2 protein-coding genes are annotated in these 889 nt (G+C 41.2%); one reads left to right on the forward strand and one right to left on the reverse strand.

Translation table 11 applies throughout. The annotated features are described in order from the left end of the window. Window positions 1-456: hypothetical protein (locus A3729_RS17110; protein WP_068634114.1), on the reverse strand; the 456-nt coding region annotated here is incomplete at its 3' end. Between the two features lie 152 nt (window positions 457-608). Here A3729_RS17110 and A3729_RS17115 point away from each other — a divergent pair. Further along, window positions 609-889: response regulator (locus A3729_RS17115; protein WP_156497985.1), on the forward strand; the 281-nt coding region annotated here is incomplete at its 3' end.

Below are 889 nucleotides of genomic sequence, written 5' to 3' on the forward strand. Positions count from 1 at the left end.
GCTTAGGTGAAGCAGTGCGCGAACATTGTCTTCAATTGAGTCAATATCAAGCTGGTTCTCGATAGCCAGGTCATTTCGTTTCGCTAGCAGCGTTTCTAGTGGGTGAGAGCTAAAGAGCTGGGTGATTGAAGCTATTTCAAAGCCTAGTTCGTTATTATAAGTCTCGAATAGCAGTTCTAATAAGGCTTCATCTTCATCTAGGCCATCAATAAAAACTGTTTGGCCATCCAAGTCCTGGTTTAGTTCTCGAATTACGTCAGGCCCGGAAACACCTTGATCAAAAAGAAATTGAAGATCTACGGTGCTGTCGGTATTGTCCCAAGGGTCCCATTCGTCATCAGGGATAATAAGTACAGACTTGATTTGGCCGTTGGCTAGTGACCAGGTAATTGCAGTTGGAAAACCGCCTTCATCTGGTGTGCTGTATTCAATATCGATAAAAGAAGGGAATTCCATATTAGATAGATAAGACCATGCTTGTTAAAAGCCTGAATTTTCTATTGTTCAGTGTCGTGAGTCAAAAGAAATATTTGAATATACGCTATCTGATTTGATTTTTTGTCTACACTTAGGAGTATTAAATTTAGGAACAGTGAAGTAAGTGTTTTATGAGTGAGTTGCAAAGACAAATTCAGCTAGCCAAATACTATCGCAATCTGCGCTTTTTGGTTGTCGATGATTTCGAAAACTTTCGTCTTTCAATACGCCAAATGATCAGAGCGTTTGGGGTTGAGAGTATCGAGGTAACGGGGAATGGTGAAGACGCCGTTGCTCGTTGTGAGCATGAAGAGTTTGATATTATTTTGTGCGACTATAACCTAGGCCCCGGAAAGAGCGGGCAACAGGTTCTGGAAGAACTTCGTCACAATAAAATTCTTAAGCATACAGG

It is taken from the genome of Oleiphilus sp. HI0043, from assembly GCF_001634935.1.